Below are 19,834 nucleotides of genomic sequence, written 5' to 3' on the forward strand. Positions count from 1 at the left end.
TAGTCAGGCTCACTTGAGAATGTCAAGCAGGTGGAACCATGAGCCGTAGTTACGGCCAGTACTGCGGGCTCGCCAAGACGCTCGACGTCGTCGGCGACCGCTGGAATCTGCTCATCGTCCGCCAGCTGCTCGTGGCGCCCGCCCGCTACCGCGAGCTGCAGGACGGGCTGCCCGGCATCGCCACCAACCTGCTCGCCGACCGCCTCCGCGACCTCGAAACCGGCGGCGTGGTCGAGCGGCGCCTGGCCGGTGAGGGCAACGCCATCGAATACGTCCTCACCCCGTGGGGCGCCGAGCTACGGGAGCCGATCGAGGGACTCATCCGCTGGTCGACGCCGCTCATGACCAGCGGTCCCGGCAACGACCGCTTCCGGCCCGAGTGGCTTGTCGTCGCCCTCCCTGCCTTGCTCAGCGGGCGGGGGTCGGCGACGGTCGGGATCGCGGTCGACGGCCAGATGCTTCAGGTTTGCGGCGCCGAGGTGAGCCCGCACGACGGCCGCGACCTCGAGGCGATCGTGCGTGCCGACGCGGCGGTCGTGCTCGGGCTGGCCGCGGGCGCGCTCACCCTCGACGGCGCGCGAGGACTGGTTGAAATCGAAGGCGACGAAGCCGCCGTGCGAACCGTCTTCGATCGCTAGGACTTTCGGGCGAGGCTGTCGAGCATCAGGCCGAGGGTGAAGTCGAAGCGCTGATGGCCGGTGCCCGAAGTGAGTGCCGCCGCGTGGGTTCTGGTGTGGGGGAAGCGGTCGGCGGGCAGTGATTCGAGGCGGTGGACCAGTTCGTCGCGGTTGAGGACCCACGCTTGGTCCTCGTCGGTCTGCCGCGCGCGGACCATGGACAGCTCCAGCGCATAAGCGGCGACATAGAGGGACAGCGAGTCCATGCCCCAGGCCGCCGCCTGGGGCTCGATGCCGCCGGCGAGCAGGATCGCGAGGATCGCCTCGCCGACTCGGACGGTCTCGAGGTTGGTGGGGACGGCCGCGAGTGCCGCGCGGGAGATGCCGGGGTAGCGCAGGTACTGGTCGCGGATCTGGGCGTAGACGTCGCGGAGCTGGTCGCGCCAGTGGTCCGGGTCGGGCTCGGGGAGCACGAGCTGGGCGAAGAGGCGGCCGACGATCAAGTCGTCGATGTCGGCCTTGTTGACCACGTGCGCGTACAGCGAGGACGGGCTGGTGCCGAGTTCCGCGGTGATGGAGCGGACGGTCAACGCGTCGTAGCCCTGGGTCTCGACGACGTGCAGTGCCGCGTCGATGATGCGGTCGACCGTGAGCGGGGCGCGGCGTGGCTTCGGCTGGGCCGGGGCGTCGGGGTGCAGGTGGCGGGCCGCGCGGCGGGCCAGTGGGTCTGAAGCCATGAGATCAGCCTAGTTGACCTGAACTTAGTTCGCCATGTAGAACTTTGTTCATTGCTACTGAACTTAGTTCACCAATCTCCGAGAGGACCTTCCATGACCATCAAGACCGCATTGCTCACCGGCACCAGCCGATCGGCCGGACTGGGCTTCGCCGTGGCACGGCAGCTCGCCGAACTCGGCTATCACGTCATCCTGACCGCGCGTGACGTCAGCCGCGCCGAGCCGCTGGCCGAGCAGCTACGGCAAGAAGGGCACGCGGCCACCGCGCTTCGGCTCGACCTGACTGATCAGGCGAGCATGCGTGAAGCCGTCGACCACCTCGGCCGGACCTTCGGCCACCTCGACGTGTTGATCAACAATGCGAGCGGGATGCCTGATTTCCGGGTGCTTTCCGCGCTCGACGCCGACCTCGACGAGGTGCGGTCCGCGATGGAGGTCAACGTCCTCGGTCCGTGGGGGCTGGTCCAGTCGCTCCGGCCGCTGCTGGCCGCCGCACCCGCGGCGCGGATCGTGAACGTCTCCAGCCTTTCCGCCATGCAGATCGCCACCGGGCTCGATCTCGGTGCGAGCCTGCGCGCTCCCGCGCACTCGATGTCCAAGCACATGCTCAACGCCTTGACCACCGCGCTCGCCCGCGCCTTCGAGGACACTCCGATCCTGGTCAACGGCGTCGACCCCGGCGAGACCGCCACCTATCCCGAGCGTGCCGACGAGCGCGACCGGCCCGCCGCGGAAAGCGCGCGCGGTGTGGTCTGGGCCGCCACCCTGGCCGCCGACGGACCGACCGGTGGGTTGTTCCGCGACGGAAAGGCGTTGCTCTGACATGGCCGGATCGACCAAGACGGCCACCACCCGCCGCTGGTGGGTGCTGGCCGTGATCTGCCTGGCGCAGCTGATGGACGTCCTCGACGTCACGATCGTCAACATCGCGCTGCCCGGCGCGCAGCGGGAGCTCGGGTTCTCGATCGGCGACCGGCAGTGGATCGTGACCGCGTATTCGCTGACCTTCGGCAGCCTGTTGCTGCTGTCCGGTCGCGTTTCCGACCTGATCGGACGCCGGGTGATGTTCCTGGCAGGCCTGATCACTTTCGGCGCGGCCTCGGCGCTAGCCGGGGCGGCACCGAACTTCGAGGTGCTGGTGACCGGTCGCGCCGTGCAGGGCGTGGCGGGGGCGATGCTCGCACCGGCCGCGCTCGCGCTGCTGTCGACGACCTTCATCGGACCCAAGGAACGCGCCACCGCGTTCGCCGTGTTCGGCGGCGTCTCCGGCTCGGGGGCGGCGGTCGGCATGGTGCTCGGCGGTGTGCTCACCGAATATCTCGACTGGCGCTGGACGCTGTACGTCAACGTCGTCATCAGCATCGTCACGATCGTGGGCGCACTGAGCTTGATCCCGCGTCAGCCCGAGACCGGCGACCGGCCGCGCCTCGATCTGCCCGGCACGCTCATCGCCTCGGCAGGCCTGTTCTGCCTCGTCTACGGCTTCGCCAATGCCGAAGCGAACACCTGGATCTTTCTGACGGGCGGCGCGGTTTTCCTCGCGGTGTTCGGCTGGTGGCAGACGCACGCCGCGCATCCACTGCTGCCGTCGCGCGTCATCCTCGACCGCACGCGGGGCGGGGCCAACCTGGCGATCTTCCTCGGTGGCGCCGGTTTGTTCGGCGCGTTCCTGTTCCTGAACTACTACCTGCAGGAAATCCTGGGCTACTCGCCGATCATGACCGGCCTCGCGTTCCTGCCGATGGTCGCCACGCTGGTGCTCGCCGGCGGGGTGTGCACGACCCAGCTCTATCCGCGGCTCGGCGCGAGAATCCCCGTGGTGGCGGGAATGCTGATCGCGGCGGGCGGCATGGCGTGGCTCACCGGTATCGGGCGGCACAGCTCCTATGCCGCGGACATCCTCGGTCCGCTGATGCTTTTCGGAGCGGGCATCGGCGCGATCATCGCGCCGTCGATGGACGCCGGAACCTCCGGCGTCGAGCCACGCGACGCGGGCGTCGCCTCAGCCACCGTGACCATCGCGCAGCAGATCGGCGGGTCGATCGGCGTCGCGCTGCTCAACTCGTTCGCCGCTTCGGCCTTCACCCGCTACCTGGCCAGCAAGGACGCTGCCAGCCCGATCATCCAGGCTGACGCCGCGATCCACAGCTACACCACGGCTTTCTGGTGCTCGAGCGCGATCTTCGTCGCCGGCGCCGTGGCCTGCGGGTCCCTGTTGCGGGGTAAATCCCACGTGGGGTCGTGAGGCCGCTGGTCAGGCTCGGGGCGGGCCTTGGTCGATCCGGCGAAGCATCGGCTCGGCGCGCTCCAGGGTGTCGTCCCATGGCATGCATTCGTTCCACCAGGTCGCGCCGGCGTCGGCGAGTGGGGCGACCAGGTCGCGGCCCGGTGCCCCGGCCTGGCTCGCGCCGCCGATGACGATGTCGAACGGCTGGTCCGCGCGGCCGTTCTCCGCGCGGCGGTCGCGGAGGAAGCCGGCCAAGTCGCGGACCTCGTCGGCGGCGGGTGGTCGTGCGGCCACCATGCCGTCGAAGCCGGGGATGGCTCCGTCCCAGCGCGCGGCGCGGCGCATCGGCGGCTTGTTCGGCCATTGGCCGCCGACCCAGATCGGCACCCTCGGACGCTGGACCGGGGTCGGCTGAAAGGCCACGTCGTCCAGGCTGACCTGGTTGCCCCGGTAGCTGACCGGTTCGCCGGACCACAGCAAGTCGAGCGCGTGGAGGCTCTCGTCGAGACGCTCGGCGAGCACTCGCGGGTCGGCCGTGTCGCCGAAGCTCGCGTATTCGTCCTCCAGCGGCGCGCCAAGGCCGACGCCGAGGATCATCCGGCCGCCGGTCAGCCGGTCGAGCGTGGTCACCTCCCTGGCGAGCTTGCCGGGCCGTCGGCGCGCGACGGGCGTGATCATGGTGCCGAGGCGGATCTGGCTGGTGGCCAGCGCCGCGGCGGTGAGCAGGATCCAGGGATCCGCGATCCGTCGTCGCAGGTGCTTCTGCTCGACCAGGTGATCCCAGACGAACAGGCCGTCCCACCCCGCCGCCTCGGCACGGCGTGCCACCTCGGCGAAGGTCTCCGGCTCCGCGAACTCCCCGAAATTCGGAACATAGATCGAGTACCGCATGCCTGGCATCATGCCCGGCACCACCGACACTTTCTGACCAAAAGGTCATCTACCAGGGCTTTTGCCATGCTGGCACCATGTGGCACCACATCTGAGCCAACTTTTTCTTGTGGTGGTGCCACGCGTGTGCCATAGTGGTGCCATGGACTTGACCACGTATGTGAGCCACCTCGGCCGCGAATTCGCCACCCTCGCCGAAGCGGGCGGGGAAGAGTCCCGTGCGTTGGTCGAGCGCCTGACCGGCTCACTCGAGTCGGCGATCCGGATGACCTTGCTGGAGGCGCTGTCGGCCGCCGCCGACGAGATCACCAGTGACCTGGCTCCCGGTTCCGTGCAGGTGCGCCTGCAGGGCCGCGACCCGAACTTCGTCGTGACCGTGCCGGCCGCCGAGCCGGTCAAGGTCGTGGCCGAGGAGCCACCACCCGTGCCCGAAGCCGCCGCGGCGCCCGGCTTCGAGGACGGACCGAGTTCGCGGATCAACGTCCGCCTGCCGGAACAGCTCAAGGCCGCGGTCGAGGAGGCCGCCGCCGCCGAAGGGCGCTCGGTCAACGCCTGGCTGGTCCGCGCGGCCACCGTGGCAGTGCACCGCTCGCAGCAGCGCGCCGAACGTGACCAGGTGCCGGAAACCACCTTGAGCGCGCCCGCCAAACAGGGCTTCACCGGCTGGGTCCGCTAGCCACACCACTTTCCACACACCACGCCCCGACCTGCGGGGATGCTCCACCAACTCATGATCAGGGGACAACCATGCCTAAATTCGACACTCCCGAACCCATTTCCGTGACGCTCGAGTTCGGCGTCGGCAACGTGCGGATCGTCGCCGCGGACCGCGCCGACACGGTCGTCGACGTGCGGCCGAGCAACGAGTCCGACAGCTCGGACGTGCAGGCCGCCCAGCGGATCCGCGTCGACTACGCGAACGGCGTGCTCCAGGTGACCGGGCCGAAGCGCAGTTTCGACTTCTCCCGCAAGACCAAGTCGGTCGACGTGACCATCGAGCTGCCGAGCGGCTCGCGGCTGAACGGCGAGATCCAGGTCGGGAACCTCAGTGGCACCGGCAGGCTGGGGGACTGCCGGTTCAAGACCTCCGCCGGGAACGTCCGGCTGGAGCAGACCGGCGCGCTGCGCCTCGACACCAGCGCCGGGCACCTCACGGCCGACCACGTCACCGGCACGGCCGAGCTCCACACCGGCTCCGGAAAGGTCGACCTCGGCGAGGTCGACGGCTCCGTGGTCGTCAAGAACGCCAACGGCGAGACCACGATCGCCTCGGCGTCGGGCCATGTCCGGGTGCGTGCCGCGAACGGCGACATCACGGTCGACCGGGCGGGCGCCGGTGTCGAAGCGAAGTCGTCCAACGGCAACATCCGCCTCGGCGAGGTGGCCCGCGGCTCGGTCGAGCTCGGGACCGCGATGGGCGACCTGGAGGTCGGCATCGCCGAGGGCACCGCCGCCTGGCTCGAGGTGAACACCGGCTTCGGGCAGGTGCACAACCTGCTCGAGAGCACCACCAGTCCTGACGAGGCCGACGAGACCGTCAAGGTGCACGCGCGCACCTCGTTCGGCGGCATCACCATCCGACGTTCCTGAGGGGAAAGAACCATGACCATCGACCAAGCGATCGCCGTGACCGGCCTGCGCAAGTCGTACGGCGAGCACGTCGTACTCGACGGCATCGACCTGAATGTCCAGCGTGGCACGGTCTTCTCGCTGCTCGGCGCGAACGGCGCCGGCAAGACCACCACCGTCAAGATCCTGTCCACCCTGATCAACGCCAGCGGGGGCACCATCCGCGTCGCGGGCCACGACGTCGCGACCGAACCGGACGCGGTGCGTGCCGCGATCGGGGTCACCGGCCAGTTCTCGGCGGTCGACAACCTGCTCAACGGCAGGGAGAACCTGATGATGATGGCGGATCTGAACCACCTCAGCCGCGCCGACGGCCGCCGGCGCACCGCCCAGCTGCTCGAGCAGTTCGACCTGGTCGAGGCGGCAGGGAAGCCGGCTTCGACGTACTCCGGTGGCATGCGGCGGCGGCTCGACCTGGCGATGACGCTGGTCGGCAGCCCTCGGGTGATCTTCCTCGACGAGCCGACCACCGGGCTGGACCCGCGCAGCCGCCGGGAAATGTGGCAGATCGTCCGTGAGCTGGTCGCGGGCGGCGTCACGATTTTCCTGACCACGCAGTACCTGGACGAAGCCGACGAGCTGGCCGACCGGATCGCGGTGCTCGACCACGGCAAGGTGGTCGCCGAGGGCACCCCGGAGGAGCTGAAGCGCCAAATCCCGGGCGGCCATGTCCGGCTGCGGTTCGCGGACCCGCGTGGCCTCGATTCGGCCAAGCGGCTCCTGGGGCAGGCGACCGACGACACCGACGCACTCGCGCTGCGGGTGCCCAGCGACGGCAGCCTGCGCTCGCTGAAAACCCTGATCGACCAGCTCGACGACCAGGCCATCGAGGTCGACGAGCTGTCCGTGCACACCCCCGATCTCGACGACGTCTTCCTCGCCTTCACGGGCGACCCCGCCAAGGAGAAGGTGACCACCCGATGAGTACCCCGGCTCTCGCCGCACCGGCGAACCTCAAGTTCCACCCGCTGCGCGACTCGGCGACCATGTTGCGCCGCAACCTCAAGCGCATGCTGCGCTATCCGTCGATGACCGTGCAGCTCGTCGGGATGCCGATCATCTTCCTGCTGCTGTTCGTCTACGTGTTCGGCGGCACCATGGGCGCCGGGCTCGGCGGGGTGGGCGGCGGCCGCGCCGACTACGTCAACTACCTGGCGCCGGGCATCATCCTGATGACGGTGACGGCCACGGTCCAGGGCACGACGATCTCGGTCTGCATGGACATGACCGAAGGCATCATCGCCCGGTTCCGCACCATGCACATCGCCCGCGTCTCCGTGCTGACCGGGCACGTGATCGGCAGCGTCATCCAGGCGATGATCAGCCTGGCGCTGGTGATCGGCGTGGCGCTGCTGGTCGGCTTCCGGCCCGAGGCCGGTGTCGGCGCCTGGTTCGCCACGGCCGGTTTCCTGGTGGTGGTGTCGTTCGCGCTCGTCTGGCTGGCCGTCGCGCTCGGCCAGGTGAGCAAGACCGTCGAATCCGCGAGCAACGTGCTCATGCCGTTGATGCTGCTGCCGTTCATCGGCAGCGGGTTCGTCCCGACCGACTCGATGCCCGCCGGACTGCGCTGGTTCGCCGAGTACCAGCCGTTCACGCCGATCATCGAAACCCTGCGCGGCCTCCTGATGGACAAGCCGCTCGGCAACAACGCGTGGATCGCGCTCGGCTGGTGCGCGCTCATCGCGCTCGGCGGCTACCTCTGGTCCAAGCGCCTGTTCAACCGCGAATACGCCGGCTGACCCGCTTTCCCCACCACACAAGGAGTTCACGATGTCGATTCCGCAGGGCCTCCCGATGGAGCGCGACGCGGGTCCGTTCGCGCCGCCCACCGAGATCACCCGACTGCGCGAAACCCGCCCGGTCAGCCCGATGCACTTCCCCGACGGTCACGAAGGCTGGCTCGTCACCGGCTACGAAGCGGCCCGCCAGTTGCTGGCGGACACCCGATTCAGCTCACGCCAGGATCTCGGCATCATCCACGTGCCGTTCGAGACGCCGGGCATGCCCGCCCCGACCGAGCCGTCCCCGACGATGCCGGGTGTGTTCGTCGCGATGGACCCGCCGGATCACACCCGGTTGCGGCGCAAGCTCACCGGCACGTTCACCGTCAAGCGTATGAAGATGCTGGAAGAGCACATCATCGAGATCGTCGAGCGGCAGCTGGACGAGATGGCGAAGCTGCCCCAGCCGGTCGACCTGGTCACGGCGTTCGCGCTGCCGGTGCCTTCGCTGGTGATCTGCGAGATGCTCGGTGTTCCTTACGAGGACCGGGACAGCTTCCAGGCGAACTCGGCCAAGTTCCTTGCCAGGGATCAGGAACTGAGCGAGAAGATGGCCGCGTTGACCGCACTGACCACGTATCTCGGCGAACTGGTCATGAGCAAGCGCGCCAACCCCGGCGAGGACATCCTGTCCGACCTGGCGAGCCAAGAGGACCTCGGCGTCGAGGAACTGGTCGGCATCGCGTTCCTGCTTTTGCTCGCCGGGCACGAAACCACCGCGAACATGTTGGCGCTGGGCACGTTCGCACTGCTCGAGAACCCCGAGCAGCAGGCCGAACTACGGGCGGACCCGGAACTGCTGCCCAACGCGGTCGAGGAACTCCTGCGCTACCTGTCCATCGCCGACATCTTTTACCGCTACGCCACGGAAGACATCGAACTCGGGGGAGAGACGATCGGCGAGGGGTCGACCGTGGTCATCTCGCTGCTCGCCGCCAACCGCGACCCGAAGCGGTTCGAAAACCCCGACACGCTGGACATCCACCGCAAGGCGCGTGGTCACCTGTCCTTCGGCCACGGCATCCACCAATGCCTCGGCCAGCAGCTGGCCCGGATCGAGATGCGTGCCGGTTTCGAAGGACTGCTGCGCCGCTTCCCGGCCCTCAAGCTGGCGATTCCCGCCGAGGACGTGAAGCTCAAGACCGATATGAACATCTACGGCGTGCACGAGCTGCCGGTCACCTGGGGCTGACCGTTCGGGGGTTTTCCCCGTGTTCCGCGGCTGCCGTTCTCGGCACAGTTCAAGTATGCGAAAGCTTTCAGCCGTAGTCATCGCGCTTTGCCTGCTTGGTTCCATGCCCGCCGTATCGGCCGCCGAGGCCGATACGGCGGGCTTGTCGCTGCCCGCGCCCACCGGACGGGACGCGGTCGGACGCAGCACGCTCGCGCTCACCGACCGAAACCGGACCGACCCATGGGTGCCCGAGGCCGGGCCGAGACAGCTGATGGTCACGCTGTTCTACCCGGCGGTGCGCGGAACGGGCAGCCGAGCGTCCTATGTGGACGCCGATGAGGCGGCCGCGCTCGCGGCCCGCTTCCACACCGACCCTCCGGTGTTCACCGCCGAAAAGCTGGCAGGCACTCGTACCTGGTCTCGGGTCGGCGCGAACCCGTTGCCGGGCAAGCGTCCGCTCGTCCTGCTTTCACCTGGCTTCACCGTTCCCCGCCACACCCTCACCGCGCTGGCCGAGGATCTGGCCTCGCGTGGTTACGTCGCCGCGGCCGTCGACCACGCTTTCGAGTCCAGCGCGGCGAAATTCCCCGGCGGGGTGCTGCCGTGTGCGGCCTGCGGGTTACCCGAGAAGATCGGCCGTGCGGCGATCGCGCTCAGCCGAGGTAAAGATCTTTCCTTTGTCCTCGACGAACTCCGCGACAATCCGATGATCGACGAGCGCCAGGTCGCCGTGGTGGGACATTCCCTCGGTGGTGCGGCCGCGGCCACCGCGATGCGCGCCGATCGCCGCGTCGGCGCCGGGGTCAACCTCGACGGCCCGATGGAGCCGGTCGCACCGCTCGACCGGCCGTTCCTGCTGGTCGGCAGTCCCGAGATCCACGACCCGGCCGCCACCAAGGACCCGTCGTGGGACGCGGTGTGGCCGCTGATGACCGGCTGGAAACGGCGGCTGACCGTGGCGGGCGCCGATCATTACGCCTTCACCGACCTGGACCTGCTCGTCCAGCAGGCAGGTTTCGAGGAGCCGTTCCCGCTCGACCCGGCACTCGGCATCCGGCTCACCCGCGCGCACGTCGCCGCGTTCCTCGACCGGCAGCTGTGTGGTGGGGCTAGCCCCACCATGGGCCTGGGTGCTGCGGACATCGTGGGGTGAGTGCCGGAATCCCTAGCCTGGTGATCACCGGAAGCCGACGGGCGGGTTCCGAGCTCGCAGGGAGGGATTCCTTTGCTACCAAGGACTTGGGGACGAGTCGCGGTCGGGGCCGCCGTGGTGGGCACGGTGCTGGCAGGCACAGTGCCCGCGATGGCGGCCGTGTCGGTGCGGCACGAGGTCGGGCAGGCGCTGGACCAGCTCGTAGGGACGGGAGTGCCCGGCGCACAGGCCGTGGTCACGGAGCGCGGACGCAGCTGGGAGGCCGTGAGCGGGGTCGGTGACCGGCGCTCCGGGAAGGCGTTTCCGCACCGGTCGCACGTCCGGATCGGCAGTAACACCAAGACCTTCGTCGCGACGGTGATCCTGCAGCTGGTCGCCGAAGGCAAGGTGAAACTGGACGATCCGATCGACCGCTACCTGCCGGGTGTGGTGCGTGGCAACGGAAACGACGGCACGCGCATCACGGTCCGCCAGTTGTTGCAGCACACCAGCGGACTGCCGGACTATCTCGTGAAGCTCGACACGGACGGCACGCAGCACTTCGAGCCCGCCGAGCTCGTGCGGACCGCGTTGACGATGCGATCCCACTTCGAGCCTGGCACGAAATGGGAGTACTCCAACACGAACTACATCCTCGCGGGGATGCTGATCGAAAAGGTGACCGGGCGATCGACGGCCACGGAGATCACCAACCGGATCATCAAGCCGCTCGGCTTGACCGACACCTACTACCCGGCGCCTTACGAGACCGGCATCCGCGGTCCGCATCCCCGCGGCTACGACCAGGCCGACGGCAAGTGGGTGGACGTCACCGATCAGGATCCGTCCTGGGGTGGCGCCGCCGGCGCGATGGTGTCGACCGGGCAGGACGTGAACCGGTTCTTCACCGCGCTCTTGGGCGGACGGCTGCTGCCGCCGGCGCAGCTGGCCGAGATGAAACGCACCGTCCCGGCGGATGTCTTTCCCGGCGCGGAGTACGGGCTCGGGTTGATCCGGATCCCGGTTTCGTGCGGCAAGGAGCTGTGGGGCCACGGCGGCTCCATCCCCGGGTTCCGCACCCGAGGCGGCGTCGCCGCGGACGGGCGTTCGGTGAACGTGACCGTCAACCAGGTCACCGCGACCGGTTCCGCCGACGTGATGAAGGTCGTCGACACGGCCGTCTGTTCGAACTGACTTCTACTGTGAGGAAAGAGAAAATGCAACGTATGCGTGCGCTGGTCGCCACCACGGCGGCCGCGGCGAGCCTGCTGGCCGGATCCGGTATCGCACTCGCCGACCAGGAAACCACCCAGCACGGCGGCCTCGACCGCTTCTACCAGCAGAAGCTGGACTGGAAAGCCTGTAACCACAAGGAGTTGGACGCGGCGGGCGCCGAATGCGCCGACGTCAAGGTGCCGTTGAACTACGCCCAGCCGCGTGGCCGGACGATCACGGTCGCCATCTCCCGGCTGAAGGCCTCGGACAAGCAGAACCGGCGCGGCATCATGCTGTCCAATCCCGGCGGGCCCGGCGGCGCGGGCCTCGATCTGATGCTCGTCGTCCGGGAATCCATGACGCCGGAGGTGAAGTCCCGCTACGACCTCATCGGGATGGACCCCCGCGGCATCGGCCGCTCCACCCCGGTCGACTGCGGCTGGCCGGTCGGCTCCATGCTGCGCTCGGCGGGCGTCGACCGGACCGCGTTCGACGCGAACGCCCGGCTGGAGAAGGACTTGGTCACGCGGTGCATGGTCAAGGAAGGCCCGGACGTACGCCACTTCACCACCCGCAACACCGCGCGGGACATGGACGTGATCCGCGGCGCGCTCGGCGAGCAGAAGATCAACTACTTCGGCTGGTCGTACGGGACCTACCTCGGCGCGGTGTACACGCAGATGTTCCCGCAGCGCAGCGACCGGTTCGTGCTGGACAGCGCGGTCGACGCGAAGAAGTTCGGCGTGCCGATGATGCAGGACATGGGCAAGCCCAACGAGGCCGCGCTCGACGAGTGGGCGAACTGGACCGCGGCGCGCGACGGCGAGTACCACCTGGGCAAGACCGCCAAGCAGGTACGTTCCGTGGTGGAAGGCCTGATCAAGCAGTCGGCGCGCCAGCCGATCCGCGTCGGTGACTACCGGCTCGATCAGCACGTGCTGCCGATGATGCTGTTCGGCCCGCTCGCCGACCCTCGGAAGAACGCCGACCTCGCGGAAACCGTCCGGCTGCTCACCGACGCCGCCGAGGGCAAGCCGGTGCAGCCGAGTGAAGAGCTGGAGCGCGACCTGCGTTTCGTGTACAAGCCCACGGCGGAGGCACAGGGCTCGGGGCAGGCGGCCATCATGTGCGGCGACACCCACTCGCCGCGTGACCCGGAGTGGTACTGGCGCAACATCCAGCGCGACCGCGCGGCGGAGCCGGTCTTCGGCGCCTTCGCCAACAACCTCACCGCGTGCGCCTTCTGGCCCGAGCCGGTCGAAGAGCCGACCCAGGTGCACAACTCGGTGCCTTCGCTGATCGTGCAGGCCACCGGCGACACCCGCACGGCGTACCAAAGCGGCGTCGCGCTGCACAAGTCGATGACCGGGTCGAAGCTGGTGACCCTGCAGGACGTCCGGATCCACGCCGTGTTCGGCAACTACCCGAACAAGTGCGCGGAGAACACGATCAACACGTACTTCCGCGACGGCACGCTCCCGAAGACGGACATCACCTGCCGCGAAGACTGATTTCGCGATAGCGCCGGGTGAAATCGGTCAGCAGGCGGCCGAAGGTCTCTCTGTCCTCTGTGGACCATTCGGCCATCGTCTCGGCGAAGACGGCCTGCCGGAACGAATGCGTCTCGTCGACCAGGCCACGGCCCCGCTCGGTCAGCACCAAGACCGCGCGGCGGCCGTCGGCCTGGTCGGCTTCCCGGCGCAGAAGGCCTTCCTCGACGGCGCGGGCGACCAGGCGGCTCGCCCGCGGCTGATCGATCGACAACGCCGAAGCCAACGCGGTGACCGTGCCAGGGTCACCGCGTTCTTCGCATTCCTCGACGGCGTCGAGCACACCGAGCAGTGCGGGGTCGACAGCGGAGCCGGTGCGTTCGCGGGCGACCTTGGACAGCGTCCGGCGGGTCTGCGCTCGGCGGATGGCGATCATGGCGCGCTCGACGGCGACGACGGGGTCCGTCATGATTGCCACCTTCCCGAGTTACATGTACTTTTACATGTAGTTGTCATTCTACATGCACTAGGAGTGCACCGTGAAACCCATCGGCTACTGGTTCAGTCACCTGCATCAACTCCTCGAATCCTCCTTCGCCGACGCGCTTGCCGAAGACGGCCTCACCCGCAGGCACTGGCAGGTGCTCAACACGATCGCGTCCGGCGCGCGCACCTCCGAGGCGGTCGACGAGGCGCTCGCACCCTTCGGCTCGTCGATGAAACCGATCGTCGACGACCTCATCGAGCGCGGCTGGGTCGCGGACGGACAGCTCACCGAAGCCGGTCAAGCCGCGTTCGAGCGAGCCCGCGCGAAAATCCAGAAGCAGCGTGAGCTGGTCACCGAAGGCATCAGCGACGAGGACTACCGCACCACGCACGACGTCCTCGAACGCATGGCACGAAATCTGACTAAGACGCCTTGAGCAGCCCCTGCGGCACCGAATCCAGTGCCCACTCGGCCAGTTTCGGCTCCACGGCGGCATAAAACTCGGGATCGAAGCCCATTCCCGTGTGACTGCTGTGGATTTCGACGCACTCGGCGCTCGGGTCCTGACACAACCGCCACGGTGCGATGCGGTCGCCGCGCGAGTAGAACGCGACCGCGGGCATACCCGGCGGCAACGGCTTGGCCAGCGATTTCATGTTGGTCTCGTAGCAACTGCCCGACAGGCAGTCACCAGTCAGCAAACCCGGCAGGCCCAAAGTGGACAACCTCGCCAGGAACCGTGCGACGCGGACGACCTTCGGATGCGCGCCGAGTGGATCGAGGACCGGGCTGCCCAGCGTGACCAGCGCACGGACCAGGTCGGGACGTTCGATCGCGGCAAGGCGCGCGAGCCAGCCGCCGCGGCTTTGGCCGAGCAGGATCACCGGGCGGCCGGTGGTCTCGGCGTGCGCCGCCAACCGGCGGATGATGCGGTCAACGAGCTTGCTGGTGCAGCCGATGTTGACGCCGATGCGTGCGCCCGCCGGGCGGTACCCGCGCGCGGCGAGCCAGGTGGCGGCCACCTGGAGACTGCGGTCGCCGAAGCCGAAACCCGGTACGAGCAGGACGCCCTGCCCTTGTCCTCGCGTCGGATCCTCGGCTCGCCACACCGGGTGACGCAGGAGCCGGGGGACGCTCATCAGCGCGTCTACAACGCTCTCACCTGCCAAAACATCGCTAGCCATCCCCATCTCCTCCTTCGCCGCTGAAGCAGAAGTTCCCCGGAAACCGCCGCTCACACGCGGGACGTCCGAACGAGGGAATATCGCAGACAGCGCTTGCGTCTCACTATATAGTTGAAAGTTCAAACAACTGGAGGTCGAGATGACGCCGGTGCTGTACCTCAGTCATGGCGCGCCGCCGCTGGCCGACGACGCGGTCTGGACCCGTCAGCTCGCCGAGTGGTCGAGCAAGCTCAGCAAGCCCAAGGCGATCCTGGTCGTCTCCGCGCACTGGGAGGAAGCGCCGCTGACGCTCGGCGCGACCACGACCGTGCCGCTGGTGTACGACTTCTGGGGCTTTCCCGAGCACTACTACCAGGTGAAATACGGCGCACCCGGCGCCCCGGCGCTGGCTGACAAGGTGCGCAAGCTCCTGCATTCGACCGAGACGCCGGTGCACGACGCACCCGAGCGCGGGCTCGACCACGGCGCGTACGTGCCGCTGGTGGAGATGTTCCCCGAGGCCGACATCCCGGTGCTGCAGATCTCGATGCCCTCACTCGACCCGCAACAACTGTTCGAGCTGGGCCAGAAACTCGCGCCGCTGCGCGACGAAGGCGTGCTGATCATCGGAAGCGGGTTCTTCACGCACAACCTGAGCGCGATGCGCCAGGTCAGCGCCACCGACGGCACGCCGCCCGCCTGGTCGAGCGAATTCGACCACTGGGGCGATGAAGTGCTGCGGGCGGGTGACGTCGACGCGTTGCTCGACTTCCAGCACAAGGCGCCCGCCGCTCAGCTCGCGCATCCGCGGATCGAGCATTTCGCGCCGCTGTTCGTCTCGCTCGGCGCTGGCGGTGCGCAGAAACCCGAGACCGTGATCGACGGCTATTGGTACGGACTCGCCAAGCGGTCCGTGCAAATCGGCTGAGACACAAAAGAACCGGGCCCCACGAGCGGAGTTCGCTCGTGGGGCCCGGCCTGTTGGGTAGTGGCTCAGGGAATCACTTCACTGGCGGTGAAGTCACTTCTTGAAGGAGGAGAAGCCACCGGCGAGCTTGGAGAAGAACGCCGCGATCGGGTTGGCGTCCAGCGCGGCCATGGCCGGAACGGCGGGCAGCGTGCTCGCGTTCGGCATGGTCGCGGCACCCTGCAGCGCCTGCATGGTCTGGTCGACCGTGTTCAGCTTGATGCTCGGCGCCTTCAGCGAGGGCAGAGCGACCGTCTGGCCGAGGTTGCCCAGCGCGGGCAGCTGCACCGGAAGCGCGGGCAGAGCCGGGACGTCCTCGCGCGCGGCCTGGGCCGGGAGCGCGGGGAGCTCGGGCAGCGCCAGCGCGGGCAGCCCGGTCGCGTCCGGCAGCGCCGGCAGCTCGTCGGCGGCCATTTCGCTGCCGCACCAGTCGATCGGCACGAAGATCTGCGGCTCTTCGGTGATCGAGGTCGCGTCGGACCCGGTCGCGTTGGCGGTGCCGAACAGGCCGAGGTCGACGCAGAAGACCTGGACCAGCGCACCCAGCGGCTGCTGGATGTTGAAGCCGGACAGGCTGGACCCGTCGCCATCGGTCGTCGACTCGCCACCGGTCTTGCCGGTGGTCATGTTGTCGGCCTCGGCTTCGGCGGTGGCACCGACGGCCACCGCGTCGGCGAAGGCCTGAGCCACGGCCGCCAGCGGGATGTCGACGATGTTGCCGGAGATGCCGCCGTCGACACCCGAGGTGGTCACGTCGCCACCGGACTGCGCGTCGACCGTGTTGGTCGCGGTGCCCTTGGCCTTGGCGAGCCCGGCCACCGCGTCGCCGAAGGCCTGCACGATCGGCAGCGCCTGGGCGTCGATGATGTTGCCGGAGATCGAGCCGCGGTCACCGTTGGTCTCGGCCGAGCCACCGGCGACGGACTTGACGTCGCTGGTGCCGCTGCCGGTCCCGATGCCGGCGCCGGCGATGCCGTTGCCGAAGATCGAGCCGGTGCCGCCGACCGGAACCTGGATGATGTTGCCGGCGCCCGCGCCGTCCTGACCGTCGGTGGAGACGTCGCCGCCAGCCATCGAGTCGGTGATGTTCTCGCTGGCGCCCTTGCCGATGCCGCCGAGGACGACGCCGTCGCCGTGCACCTGGGTCGGGAACGAGACCGGCCCGTTGAGCAGGTTCCCGGCGAGCACACCGGCGGTTCCGGTGGCGCTCTCCTTGTCACCCGCCTTGGAGGTGGTGTCGGTCGAGCCCTTCGAGACGCCCTTGCCGATGAACGCGCCGCCCACGCCGACGACCTGGACCGGCAGCGAAACCGGGACCACGCCGAGGTTCGAGCTGATCACGCCGTCGTCGTCGTGCGTCGAGCCGCCGCCGCCACCCTGGACGACCTTGACCTCGTCGGCCGAGCCGGTGCCCGAACCGATGAAGGAGCCACCGACGCCGAGCAGTTCGGCCGGGACCGCGACCGGGACCTGGACCAGGTTGCCCGAGCCACCCGAGTTGTTGCCCTGGGTGCCGTCGTAGCCGCCGGCGGTGACGGTCTTCTCTTCCGTCGCCGTGCCGGTCGCGTTACCGATGTGCGAGCCACCGACACCGAAGACCTCGGGCGCGCCCGCGACCTGGGTGTTGGCGGTGTTGCCCGAGATCACGGCGCCGTTGCCGGAGGTGTACGAGCCGTTGCCCGCGTTCGCGTCGACGGTGTTGTCGTGCGCGGCGTTGGCGAGACCGATGTAGGTGCCACCGACACCGAAGACCTCGACGGGCAGAGCCACGGCCGGGTCGACGATGTTGGCCGAAGCGGCCGAGTCCTCACCGGTGGTGCTGACGAAGCCACCGGCGTCGACGGTGCTGGACGAGGTGCCCGGCGTCTCCTGCCCGGTGCCCGCGTTGCCGATCCACGACGCGGCCACACCGGCGACGTTCGCGATCGGGCCAGCCTGCGGGGTGATGATGTTGCCGTCGAGCAGCGAGTCGTCACCGCTGGTCTGGACGTAGGTCGGGGTGCCCGAGATGCCCTCGGTGGTGTCGCCCGCCTTGGCGTCGGCCGAGGTGTCGCAGGCGCCGGTGTTGGCCAGCGAGCCCCACGCGGCACCCGCGTTGCAGTTGAACTTGACCGGCAGCGCGATCGGCGCGCCGACGACGTTGCCGCTGCCGGCACCGCCGGGGCCCTCGGCGTCGCCGCCGGAGGACTTGACCCAGCCACCGGCGGTGGCCGCGCTGTCGTCGCTGAACTCGCTGTAGCCGTTGCCGAGGATCCAGGACGCGGCGTTGCCGCTCACCTGGACCGGGGTGGCGAGCTGGCCGGGCACGACGTTGCCGGAGAGGGCGGAGCCGTCACCACTGGTGGTCGTGTCGCCGGTCTCGGTGATGTCCTGCGTCGCGGAGCCGGTGGACTTGCCGTAGCCGCCCGCGAGACCGGCACCGGTGCCGTTGATCGCGATGGGGGCGGCCCAGTCGAGCGCGACCACGTTGCCGGCGAGCGCGTTCTCCGCACCGTCGGTCTCGATGTCCTGGTCGTGGTTCCAGGTCTGCGAGCAGTCAGCGGTCTCGGTGGCGTTGCCGATGACACCGATCGCGTTGCCGCAGATCTGGATCGCCGGGACGATGTCCGCGTTGACGCGGTTGCCCTTGAGGGTGGGGCCGTTGTCGACGAAACCACCGGAGTTGGTGAAGCCGCCTTCGATGGACTGGCGGGCGGGAGCCCCGGAGGCCTCTCCGGATCCGTCAGGCCAGGCGTTGCCGAGCGAGTCGACGTCACGAGCGACCTGGCGAACGGCTTCGCTGGCGGGCTCGGAGCTGACGGTGCCCTCGAACTCGGGAAGGTCGAGCTGGCCGATCGGCGTGCCGACGCCGTTGGCCTTCATTTCAAGCGGGATGTTGACGTTGAGGTCAAGCGGGCTGGGTGCCACATCCGGGTTGACGGTTTCGTCAGCCGATGCGATGCCCGTACCCAGCATCAACAATCCACCGGTAACAAGTGCGGTCTGGAGTCCGCGCTTTGCCCAGGACTGCATGGGGTATTTCTCCTTTTTTCGGGTTCCCTTGCGGGTACATGGAGGTGCCACGAAGTGGTGGTCACCAGAGGGGTTCGCCAGCGCGAAGAGCGCATGGCGACGTGGCGGGGATTTCAGGGAACGCGACGGAAAAGCGCGTTAAACCCTGCCCGCTTGAGGAAAATCAGTCAGGAGTGACACCGGGCTGCGAGCCCGGGGTGAGCGGCATGTACCGCACGCCCGTCAGCGCGTTGCTGACCGAGGCGTTGATCAAAGCGGCCGAAGCGCCGGGAATGAAGCCGAACGCGGGGCCATCGCAGTGACCACCCGGGGCAGTGCCGCCACCGGGAGCTGTGGGCGCGGACGGAGCGATCGGCAGCCGGTCCAACGGGAACGGCAGCTTCGAACCACTCTGGTCATCGCGCGAATCGGACTGGACGTCCGTGCTTTCTTCAGACGTCGCGCCGAAGGCCGCGGAGAACGCGGACTTGGCGGAGTCGGGGATCACGACCGTGACGAGCTGGAGCGCGGGCGCCTCGGTGGTGGCCGGAGCCGCCGCGGTGGGCAGGTCGTCGCGCTCGGGGAGCAGGCTCGTGATCGAGGGGAGAACGACGTCGGTGGCGTCGTTGTGGTTGAGCAGGTCCCAGACGCGCTGGCCGAGTTCGCCACCGTCAGCGGGCTGCAGCGTCTCGCCGAGCACCTGCTGCGCGTCCTCGGGCTTGCGCACGATGTGCTCGAAAGCGCCGAGTGTGCGGCTGACCGGGTGCACGACCGCGTCGCTCGCGAGGTCGGTGACGGCGTCGCTGACGCGGCTGGAGACCTCGTGCTCGACGCGGCCCTTGTGGTTGCGCTCGGCGTCGGTGCACCAGGCGGGCGACTGCTTGGCGGACTCGCCCGGCAGCGTCCACGCGGTGGCGTCCTGGTGGCAGACGGCGTCGCGGTATCCGGTGGTGGCGGCGCCGGCCGCGTCCCCCGCGAAACCGGAGACACCACGGGTCGCGTCGTTGAGGCCCGTGACGGTCGCGTCGGTGAGGGGGGTGAGTCCCGCGCTCGCGCCGGAGGGAGCGGCGGGCTCCTCGGCAGCGGAAGCGGAGGCGTCGGAGATCATCCACGCGGCGGCGGCGCCACCGAGGACGAAGAGCGCACGCGACACCCAGCGGCTGGAACGCACTGCGCCCCGCCCCTCGGTTGCCGACCCGTGCGCCACTGAATCTCCTTGCTCTCACAGTGAAATCTTTATGGGGTTCTTGGGTGTGTTCCCGGACAGGCCGGGATCGATGTCGCCCCCAGAGATAAGCAAATTGCAGATCGACTCCGCACCTTGAGAGCGACT

Annotated in this window: 19 protein-coding genes; 13 read left to right on the top strand and 6 right to left on the bottom strand. The window is 68.7% G+C overall.

Features of this window, described 5'->3' with window-relative positions; all coding sequences use genetic code 11:
• The first annotated feature begins 38 nt into the window (after positions 1–38).
• Entirely contained in the window at positions 39–638 is a 600-nt protein-coding gene (locus tag BLV57_RS12510; protein ID WP_091288793.1) for a winged helix-turn-helix transcriptional regulator, read from the top strand.
• On the opposite strand, the gene BLV57_RS12515 is transcribed toward BLV57_RS12510, so the two are convergent.
• Positions 635–1,354: a TetR/AcrR family transcriptional regulator gene (locus BLV57_RS12515; RefSeq protein ID WP_091288794.1), complete on the bottom strand. Its 720-nt coding sequence runs from the start codon at positions 1,352–1,354 to the stop codon at positions 635–637. The genes BLV57_RS12510 and BLV57_RS12515 overlap by 4 nt on opposite strands.
• A gap of 93 nt (positions 1,355–1,447) precedes the next feature.
• Here BLV57_RS12515 and BLV57_RS12520 point away from each other — a divergent pair, with 93 nt between their 5' ends.
• Positions 1,448–2,176 (top strand): SDR family NAD(P)-dependent oxidoreductase, encoded by a 729-nt coding sequence (locus BLV57_RS12520; RefSeq protein WP_091288795.1) that lies wholly within the window; start codon positions 1,448–1,450, stop codon positions 2,174–2,176.
• A 1-nt stretch (position 2,177) separates the two neighbouring features.
• Positions 2,178–3,599 (top strand): MFS transporter, encoded by a 1,422-nt coding sequence (locus BLV57_RS12525; RefSeq protein WP_091288796.1) that lies wholly within the window; start codon positions 2,178–2,180, stop codon positions 3,597–3,599.
• Positions 3,600–3,608: 9 nt separating this feature from the next.
• Here the strand turns inward: BLV57_RS12525 and BLV57_RS12530 are convergent, their stop codons facing one another.
• Positions 3,609–4,472, bottom strand: coding sequence for an LLM class flavin-dependent oxidoreductase (locus BLV57_RS12530; protein WP_091288797.1), 864 nt, complete (start codon positions 4,470–4,472; stop codon positions 3,609–3,611).
• 142 nt (positions 4,473–4,614) lie between these two features.
• Between BLV57_RS12530 and BLV57_RS12535 the strand changes: the two genes are divergently transcribed.
• The 8 genes from BLV57_RS12535 (at position 4,615) to BLV57_RS12570 (ending at position 12,914) form a co-directional block, all read left to right on the top strand.
• A complete protein-coding gene (locus BLV57_RS12535; protein WP_091288798.1) occupies positions 4,615–5,148 on the top strand; it encodes a YlcI/YnfO family protein in 534 nt (177 codons plus the stop codon).
• A 71-nt stretch (positions 5,149–5,219) separates the two neighbouring features.
• Positions 5,220–6,062 carry a DUF4097 family beta strand repeat-containing protein gene (locus BLV57_RS12540; protein ID WP_091288799.1) on the top strand — a complete coding sequence of 281 codons (843 nt, stop codon included), beginning with the start codon at positions 5,220–5,222 and terminating at the stop codon, positions 6,060–6,062.
• A gap of 12 nt (positions 6,063–6,074) precedes the next feature.
• Positions 6,075–7,025: an ATP-binding cassette domain-containing protein gene (locus BLV57_RS12545; protein ID WP_091288800.1), complete on the top strand. Its 951-nt coding sequence runs from the start codon at positions 6,075–6,077 to the stop codon at positions 7,023–7,025.
• Positions 7,022–7,840, top strand: a complete 819-nt coding sequence (locus tag BLV57_RS12550) for an ABC transporter permease (RefSeq protein WP_091288801.1) — start codon at positions 7,022–7,024, stop codon at positions 7,838–7,840. Before BLV57_RS12545 ends, BLV57_RS12550 begins: the two co-directional genes overlap by 4 nt.
• A gap of 31 nt (positions 7,841–7,871) precedes the next feature.
• The gene (locus BLV57_RS12555; RefSeq protein ID WP_091288802.1) at positions 7,872–9,074 is read left to right on the top strand and encodes a cytochrome P450; all 1,203 of its coding nucleotides are present in this window, start codon (positions 7,872–7,874) and stop codon (positions 9,072–9,074) included.
• Positions 9,075–9,177: 103 nt separating this feature from the next.
• Positions 9,178–10,209, top strand: coding sequence for an alpha/beta hydrolase family protein (locus BLV57_RS12560; protein WP_218134738.1), 1,032 nt, complete (start codon positions 9,178–9,180; stop codon positions 10,207–10,209).
• Positions 10,210–10,359: 150 nt separating this feature from the next.
• Positions 10,360–11,382, top strand: coding sequence for a serine hydrolase domain-containing protein (locus BLV57_RS12565; protein ID WP_091289116.1), 1,023 nt, complete (start codon positions 10,360–10,362; stop codon positions 11,380–11,382).
• Between the two features lie 23 nt (positions 11,383–11,405).
• Entirely contained in the window at positions 11,406–12,914 is a 1,509-nt protein-coding gene (locus BLV57_RS12570) for an alpha/beta hydrolase (RefSeq protein ID WP_091288804.1), read from the top strand.
• On the opposite strand, the gene BLV57_RS12575 is transcribed toward BLV57_RS12570, so the two are convergent.
• A complete protein-coding gene (locus BLV57_RS12575) occupies positions 12,895–13,362 on the bottom strand; it encodes a MarR family winged helix-turn-helix transcriptional regulator (RefSeq protein WP_091288805.1) in 468 nt (155 codons plus the stop codon). The genes BLV57_RS12570 and BLV57_RS12575 overlap by 20 nt on opposite strands.
• A 70-nt stretch (positions 13,363–13,432) precedes the next feature.
• Between BLV57_RS12575 and BLV57_RS12580 the strand changes: the two genes are divergently transcribed.
• Positions 13,433–13,816 (top strand): MarR family winged helix-turn-helix transcriptional regulator, encoded by a 384-nt coding sequence (locus tag BLV57_RS12580; RefSeq protein WP_091288806.1) that lies wholly within the window; start codon positions 13,433–13,435, stop codon positions 13,814–13,816.
• Here BLV57_RS12580 and BLV57_RS12585 read toward each other — a convergent pair.
• The gene (locus tag BLV57_RS12585; RefSeq protein WP_091288807.1) at positions 13,803–14,564 is read right to left on the bottom strand and encodes an alpha/beta hydrolase; all 762 of its coding nucleotides are present in this window, start codon (positions 14,562–14,564) and stop codon (positions 13,803–13,805) included. The genes BLV57_RS12580 and BLV57_RS12585 overlap by 14 nt on opposite strands.
• A 139-nt stretch (positions 14,565–14,703) precedes the next feature.
• On the opposite strand from BLV57_RS12585, the gene BLV57_RS12590 reads away from it, so the two are divergent.
• Positions 14,704–15,471: a dioxygenase family protein gene (locus BLV57_RS12590; protein WP_091288808.1), complete on the top strand. Its 768-nt coding sequence runs from the start codon at positions 14,704–14,706 to the stop codon at positions 15,469–15,471.
• Positions 15,472–15,564: 93 nt separating this feature from the next.
• Here BLV57_RS12590 and BLV57_RS12595 read toward each other — a convergent pair whose 3' ends face one another.
• Positions 15,565–18,465 carry a beta strand repeat-containing protein gene (locus BLV57_RS12595; protein ID WP_245757285.1) on the bottom strand — a complete coding sequence of 967 codons (2,901 nt, stop codon included), beginning with the start codon at positions 18,463–18,465 and terminating at the stop codon, positions 15,565–15,567.
• Between the two features lie 220 nt (positions 18,466–18,685).
• The gene (locus BLV57_RS12600) at positions 18,686–19,672 is read right to left on the bottom strand and encodes a hypothetical protein (RefSeq protein WP_245757286.1); all 987 of its coding nucleotides are present in this window, start codon (positions 19,670–19,672) and stop codon (positions 18,686–18,688) included.
• Between the last annotated feature and the right edge of the window lie 162 nt (positions 19,673–19,834).

Source organism: Amycolatopsis xylanica, assembly GCF_900107045.1.
GTDB classification, from domain to species: domain Bacteria; phylum Actinomycetota; class Actinomycetes; order Mycobacteriales; family Pseudonocardiaceae; genus Amycolatopsis; species Amycolatopsis xylanica.